Annotated in this window: 6 protein-coding genes and 1 pseudogene; all 7 read right to left on the bottom strand. The window is 55.6% G+C overall.

Going from position 1 to position 6819, the window contains the following annotated elements:
• Nucleotides 1-105 precede the first annotated feature (105 nt).
• Nucleotides 106-351 (bottom strand): hypothetical protein, encoded by a 246-nt coding sequence (locus ACXJJC_RS01745; RefSeq protein ID WP_456368919.1) that lies wholly within the window; start codon nt 349-351, stop codon nt 106-108.
• Complete coding sequence (ileS, locus tag ACXJJC_RS01740) at nt 341-3427, bottom strand: isoleucine--tRNA ligase (RefSeq protein WP_456368917.1); 3087 nt, start codon at nt 3425-3427, stop codon at nt 341-343. The genes ACXJJC_RS01745 and ileS overlap by 11 nt, the downstream gene beginning before the upstream one ends.
• Before the next feature lie 136 nt (nt 3428-3563).
• Entirely contained in the window at nt 3564-4115 is a 552-nt protein-coding gene (locus ACXJJC_RS01735) for a hypothetical protein (protein ID WP_456368915.1), read from the bottom strand.
• 274 nt (nt 4116-4389) lie between these two features.
• Nucleotides 4390-5076 (bottom strand): annotated as a pseudogene (locus ACXJJC_RS01730) (energy-coupling factor ABC transporter ATP-binding protein); the annotation flags it as partial.
• Nucleotides 5073-5804, bottom strand: coding sequence for a cobalt ECF transporter T component CbiQ (gene cbiQ / locus ACXJJC_RS01725; protein ID WP_456368913.1), 732 nt, complete (start codon nt 5802-5804; stop codon nt 5073-5075). The gene cbiQ and the pseudogene ACXJJC_RS01730, both read right to left, overlap by 4 nt.
• A 4-nt stretch (nt 5805-5808) precedes the next feature.
• The gene (locus ACXJJC_RS01720; protein WP_456368921.1) at nt 5809-6054 is read right to left on the bottom strand and encodes an energy-coupling factor ABC transporter substrate-binding protein; all 246 of its coding nucleotides are present in this window, start codon (nt 6052-6054) and stop codon (nt 5809-5811) included.
• Nucleotides 6055-6077: 23 nt separating this feature from the next.
• Complete coding sequence (locus ACXJJC_RS01715; RefSeq protein ID WP_456368911.1) at nt 6078-6734, bottom strand: energy-coupling factor ABC transporter permease; 657 nt, start codon at nt 6732-6734, stop codon at nt 6078-6080.
• Nucleotides 6735-6819 lie beyond the last annotated feature (85 nt).

Below are 6819 nucleotides of genomic sequence, written 5' to 3'. Positions count from 1 at the left end.
GTGTGCGTGAAGAACGAGTAGCGTCCCCTTCCTCTCGAGGTCTGCGAGCAGGTCCTCCGGCTCCTCCATGTCGGTAACGTGCACGTCCGGGACCCTGGACGACATCTACACCCACTTCTGGATGGCCTTTCCAGCGGTTATCAGAACCTCTACGCCCACCTCGCTGTCCACTGCTCCACCAATGACCACGACCTCTTTCCCCCTGATCCTCCTTTCGAGCTCTTCCCGGTCCACCAGCTTGCTGCCTGCGAGCTCGTGCATCAGCCTTGCTGCCCTCGCATCTTCCTCCTCGTCGAATTTGAAGTCCGAAAGGATCTGACGGTAGATCTGGAACCACTCCTCAAGCCTCATCTCTCTCGATGCCGATTGCTATCCTCCTGCCCTCGATGTCCCACTCCCTTACGTACCCCTTAGCCTCACCGAAAACGAGCTCCCTGGACCTGGTCTCCTCCTTTATGTAGTCCACCCACCCCTCGACGTCGCTCTCGTCAGCGTGCACGTACGTCTTTATGAACTCGTCGACGTTCAGGTCGAGCTCCTTCCTCATCTCCTGAATTCTCCTGACGAGCTCCCTCGCGAACGCCTCTCTCTTCAGTTCGTCGTCAATCACCGTGTAGAGGTACACGGTTCCCCTTCCGAAGTCGGCAACGCTGTAGTCCTCTCCAGCGTCATACGAGACTTCAAGGACATCGTGCACGCTGAACCTCTCACCGTCGAACTCCACAACTCCCTCGTCTATTATCCTCTTCAGCTCTTCCTGCGAGAGCGAATTTACGTGGCTGACAAAGTCCCTGACCCTGTCCTTCAGGAGAGGACCGAGCTTCCTGTAGTTCGGCTTCACGATAACGGTCTTCTCGAACTCCTCAACCCACTCGACCTCCTTCACGTTGCACTGGTTGAGCAGTATCTCTCTGAGGTTCTCCACTGCTCTCCCAACCTCCTCTCCACCTTCGACGATCATCCTTCTCAGGGGCCACCTCAGCTTTATCCCTGCCTGCTGCCTCGCATTGTAGCTGGCCTCGCTCACGTCCCTGACGATCTCCATGTCCCTCTCGAGCTCCTCGTCAGTCCACCTCTCATCAACTTCAGGGTAAGCTTCGAAAAACACCGACTCCTCACCGTCCCTGAACTCCCTGACGAAGTTCTGATAAACGTACTCCGAGATGAAGGGAGCTATTGGAGATATCGCCCTCACGGTGCGGTCTATCACTCTGAACATCGTCGCGTACGCTGCGATCTTCGACGGAGAGTCTCTCTCCTCCCAGACCCTCCTCCGGCTGAGCTGCACGTACCACCTGCTGAAGTCCTCGACAACGAAGCTGGAGAACTCCCTGACTACCCTGTGGAGCTGGTAGCTCTCCATGGACTCTCTCGCGACTTTGATGAACCTTTCGAGCCTCGAGAGAATCCACCTGTCCTCAACTCTGAGGTCCGCCTCCTCCACCGGGACCTCCTCAAATCCGTCGAGCTTCATGTAGGTGTACGCGAACCTCACGGTGTTCCAGAAGATGTTCAGCACTCTCAGGTAATTTTCAGCCTCGCTCCAGCTGAACTTGAGGTCCTCCCACAGGGCTGATGACAGCACGTAGAGTCTGAAGGCGTCAACTCCGATCCTTTCGATGACCTCTTCGGGCTCAACAACATTTCCTAAGCTCTTGCTCATCTTTCTTCCCTTCTCGTCGAGAGTGAATCCGTGCATCAGCACTGCCCTGTAGGGAGCTCTGCCGAAGGCTATCACGCTCGTACCGAGCTGCGAGTAGAACCAGCCCCTCGTCTGATCGTGGCCCTCGGTTATGAAATCGGCAGGCCAGAGCTTTTCGAACTGCTCTTTCTCGTAGGGATAGTTCAGCGTACCCCAGCTCGCAACACCGCTGTCAAACCACACGTCGAAAACATCCTCTACTCTTTTCATCACTCCCCCGCACTCGCAGGTGAAGGTGACCTGGTCTATCTTGGGCCTGTGAAGGTCGAGGTCGCTCTTCCACTCAATTTCGTTTATGTCGCCCACAACCTTCTCCCTTCCACACTTCTCGCATATCCACACGGGAATCGGTATTCCCCAGTACCTCTGCCTGCTTATGCACCAGTCCCTCGCGTTGCTGACCCAGTCCTTGAACCTCGCCATCCCCGCCCACTCCGGGATCCACTCGACCCTGTCTATTTCCTCAACCATCCTCTCCTTTACCTCGCTGACCTTCAGGAACCACTGCTCCGTTGCCCGGTAAATTATGGGCGTCTTGCACCTCCAGCAGTGGCCGTACCTGTGGGTGATCTTCTCTTCGGCAAGCAGAAGGCCCTTGCTCCTGAGGTCCTCGATTATAACTCTGTTCGCCTCTCTGACGTTCAGCCCCTCGTACTTCCCCGCCTTTTCCGTGTAGATTCCTCTGTCGTCAACCGGGTTGAACACCTCGAGACCGTGCTTCACACCGAGCTCGTAGTCCTCGAGACCGTGCCCGGGGGCGATGTGAACGCAGCCCGTGTTCTCGGCCGAAACGAAATCTGCCATGTAAACTGAGTGCCTGAAGCTTTTCTGAACTGGTACCTCGTCTGCGAGAGGGTGATGGTATTCCAGACCGACGAGGTCCTCCCCGAGCTTCGTCTCGACGATCTCCCACAGCTCGTAGCCACCCTTCCTCAGCACATCCTCAGCGAGCTCCTTGGCAATTATCAGGTACTCGAGCTTCCCGTCCTTCATTGCCTTTATAACCGCGTACTCCAAGGAGGGGTGAACCGCGACGGCCATGTTTGCAGGAAGAGTCCAGGGTGTGGTCGTCCAGATCACGATAAACGTGCTGTTCTGGTCCTTAACCGGGAATTTCACGTATATGGATGGATCAGTCTCGTCCCAGTACTCGACCTCCGCATCTGCCAGCGCCGTCTCGCACCTGGGACACCAGTTGACGACCATCAGCTTCCTCTCGAGCAGACCTTTTTCGTGCGCCTTCTTGACGGTCCACCATGCCGAGTTTATGTACTCTGCCTTCACGGTCATGTAGGGGTTTTCCCAGTCCATCCAGACGCCGAGCTTCCTGAACTGCTCCGTCATCGCGTCCTTGTTCTCCAGCGCATACTGCATGCATTTTTCAATGAACCTGTCTATCCCAAATCTCTCGATCTCCTTCTTTTCAGTTATTCCAAGCTCCTGCTCAACCTTCACCTCTATTGGCAGCCCGTGCATGTCCCAGCCAGGCCTGTCCGTCACCCTGTATCCCAGCATCCTCCTGAACCTCAGGACGGTGTCCTTTATGACCTTGTTCCACGCCGTGCCAAGGTGGATCCTGCCTGTGGTGTACGGAGGACCGTCAACGAAAAAGAACGGCTTCTCCCCTCTGTTCTTCGCCTTTTCGTAAATCGAGTTATCCTGCCAGAACCTGTTCACCCAGTCCTCCACGTCCCTGAACGAGTAAACGTTAGTGAAGAGCGTCATGGATGATGGAGGACATGAAAGATTAAAATAGTTTATGAAAATGGGAGCTGAGAGTGAGGCGCAACCTTTGCCTGCAAACACACCTTTCTGCGAGCGGTTTCGAGGATCCAAGTCACCAGCCCGGTCAAGGCTATTATCAACCCGCTGGCGACATCCTCTTTCTCGGCAATTCCGGGGGTCTGTAGGCTCTGTAGGTGATGTATGTCAGGGCGAGAATTGTGAGGATCGTTGTGGCTGAAAAGGTGATGACAACCATCAGAGCTTCGGGGACACTTTTGGCAGAGAGGGTTAGAGGGACGAGGGGAATGCACGGAGAAACTCCGAGGATGAGCAGGAGGGTTGTAAGCGATGCGGCATGAGCGTGCCTGTGAGGCTTGAGGTGAGAGAGAAGGGCATAAAAGAGTCCGAATGCGATCAGGATCTGTGGAGAGTGCGACTCTATGAGCACAGCAAGGCCGAGCATGTTCATGCCGAGGAATGCCGAGAGTCCGAGGGCTGCTGAGGATGCCACGTGCATGCTGGCCGCGATGAAGGAGAACGTCAGGGTTCTACTGAGAGACCACTTCCTCGACCTCCCAACTGCCGAGACAGGCACGTAGTGATCAGGGGCGAGCGAGTGGATGAAGGCTATGCTAACTGCCGCGATCAGCAAGAAGCTGTTCACCCTCAGCACCTCCTTCCACTCCACCCCCCTCTACTACCCTGAGCCTCACGGGGAAGTTTCCCGCCTCCCTGAGAACCACGCCGAGCATGCTTCTGCTGCAGACGAGCATGACCGAGCTACCGCTCAGAGCCCTTAGTATTGCTCTCTCGAGTGATGCTGAGTTTATGTCCGCCTCAATTCCGAGCGAAGCTAACCTGTCCCGGGCACTCTTCCCCATCACGGCGATGAAATCGAACTCACTGTCCGGAATATCAGCGTCGTGTGGCACGACAACTAGGTCACCCCTCAGGTAGCCGAGCCTTATCCCGCACCTCTCCGCTAAGGAGAAGTCGAGCTGATCATCCTCGTAAATCACATTTCCCTTTTCGAGTATCACGAACCTGTCGGCTATCTCCATCGCAAAATCCAGGTCGTGAGTCGAGATTATCAGGGACTTCCCCTCTTTTCTGAGGTTCTTCACTGTCCGCACCATGTCCCTCAGCCCGAACCCGTCAAGTCCGGCTGTCGGCTCGTCCATTATTATGTAGTCTGGCTCCATCGCCAGGACGCTCGCTATGGTCAGCCTCTTCTTCTCACCCCCGCTCAGAGTGTTGCACAGCCTGTTCTCGTAACCCTCCAGACCCATGGCCTTCAAGGACCTCTTCAGAACTTCTTCATCGTAAATTCCTGCATTCTGAGGGCCAAAAGCAACCTCCTGCCAAACCGTGGGTGCTACTATCTGATCGTCCGGGTTCTGGAAAACGAAGCCGACCCTCCTTCTCAGCTCGATCAGCCCCTTTCTGGTGTACTCCACGGCCTTCCCGTCCACCCTGACCTCGCCCCTGTCAGGCCTAAGCAGTCCGTTGAGGTGCATCAGGAGTGTGGACTTGCCTGCTCCGTTCCTGCCGAGCAGAACCGTGACCTCGCCACGTTCCGCCCGGAAGTTCACACCCCTTAGCACGTCTTCGCTCCGGTACGAGAACCAGAGATCCACAGTCTCTATCACACCCCCACCCCCAGCATGGACAGAATGAGAATTGAGACTGTGATCGCACATAGGAGATACCCAGAGCTTTTTTCGCTCCTCACGGGCATGCTTCCGCTGTAACACCTCGACTCCATGGCCATGTTCATTTTCTCAGCCCTTTCGAGAGACTTAACGAAAAGGGAGTAGCCGAGAAGAGACGCTGTCCTGATGTACGCTCTCCAGCCGGAATATCCAAGCCTCGATGATGCCGACCTGTCAAGTCTTACAAGCTCATCCATCAAAACCTGGATCGCGCGGTACATCAGCAGGGCCATTTCGATTACAAATCCGGGAAGCCTCAGACTTTTCAGAGCTGAGAAAACTTCCGGGATCGATGTGGTTACGATCATGAAAAACAGGACGGAAAGGGACGCGTACGACCTCAGAACCGTGGAGACCGCAAGTCCGATCCCCTCCTCCGTCGGGCTAATCGGAAGGGATTCCGTAACAGCCCTGCCGGGTATGAACAGCGCGATTACGAGAGCGCTCGGGATCAGGAAATACGTGGGCACCTTCATCAACCTCAGATAGCTCTTTCCGGCAGAGTAAACGCCCAGGAGGGTGAAGATCGCCATGGATGTCAGGTACACCGAAGTGCTGCCACTCGCAACCACGAAGAGGAGGACAAAAATGGAAAAGTAAACCCTTAGGTTTCCCCTTATCGGCTTCCTCGAGGTCATCTGGACTTCTTCGAGTGTTCCGTGCATGCGTTCACTCCTCTGCCTTCTTGCCCCTGTAATATCCGAGGAAGTATCCTATCAGCAGCGCACCCACTGCAGCCTGAAGGCTGAAAAGCAGGCTCTCTATCTCTCCGCTCGGTGGCTCCCATACCGGCGAGAACCACGGCTCGTATTGCGGTGCGATCTCGCTTATCGCCTGCTCAGCTTTCTCGTCAGCTCCACCCCACGCGCCGTCCTCTGCAGCTACGACGGAGATGAGTGCAAAGAGTGCAATCACCGCGAGGATGCCTGCAATCCTTCTCACGCGGTCACCCCCTTGGCGACGTCCTCTCTCACCTGCACGAGGTAGCCCATCAGCAGTGCCGCCACCACGCCCTCAATTATGGCGAGTGGTACCTGCGTCACGGCGAATATCGCCATGAACTTGGTGGCCGAGGCCATGACCCCGGAAACCCCGGCTCCAGCGGGAAACGCCAGAGCGAGCTGAAATGACGTCACAACATACGTCACCCAGTCAGACACTGCAGCAGCTATGAATGTTGCAACCCTCACGTCTGTCCTTGTCCTCACCGCTCTGTACGCGAGCCATCCGATGAATGGCCCGATGATGCCCATGGACGCTGTGTTAGCTCCGAGAGTCGTTATGCCCCCGTGGGCGAGCAGCAGTGCCTGGTATAGCAGCGCTATCGATGAGAGAAACGCGGTTATTGCAGGGCCAAAGAGGACCACCGCAACTCCCGTCCCGGTGGGGTGAGAGCAGCTACCAGTTACGGACGGAATCTTCAAGGCCGAGAGGACGAAAATGAATCCTCCCGCCACAGCAAGAAGTGACTTGTTCTTCGGGTCCTCATCTATCTTCCTCTTCGCCTTGTACGCACCGTACGCAACAACTGGCAGTGCAAACGCGTACCACACTCCAGCCCACAGCGGTGGCAGGAAACCCTCCATTATGTGCATTGGATCACCTCGCCTGATTTTTTGTCAAGAAAATTTGACTCCGTTTAAAAACGTTTTGATTTCCTTGCAACGGTGCCCTTATATA

This window comes from Geoglobus sp. (genome assembly GCF_054018175.1).
This window is presented reverse-complemented; position numbering and strand designations above follow the sequence as displayed.

Excerpts from the sequence above, each read along its gene's own strand:
- ACXJJC_RS01745 (WP_456368919.1), bottom strand. The coding sequence starts at position 351 with ATGAGGCTTGAGGAGTGGTTCCAGATCTACCGTCAGATCCTTTCGGAC.
- ileS (WP_456368917.1), bottom strand. The coding sequence starts at position 3,427 with ATGACGCTCTTCACTAACGTTTACTCGTTCAGGGACGTGGAGGACTGG.
- cbiQ (WP_456368913.1), bottom strand. The coding sequence starts at position 5,804 with ATGCACGGAACACTCGAAGAAGTCCAGATGACCTCGAGGAAGCCGATA.
- ACXJJC_RS01715 (WP_456368911.1), bottom strand. The coding sequence starts at position 6,734 with ATGCACATAATGGAGGGTTTCCTGCCACCGCTGTGGGCTGGAGTGTGG.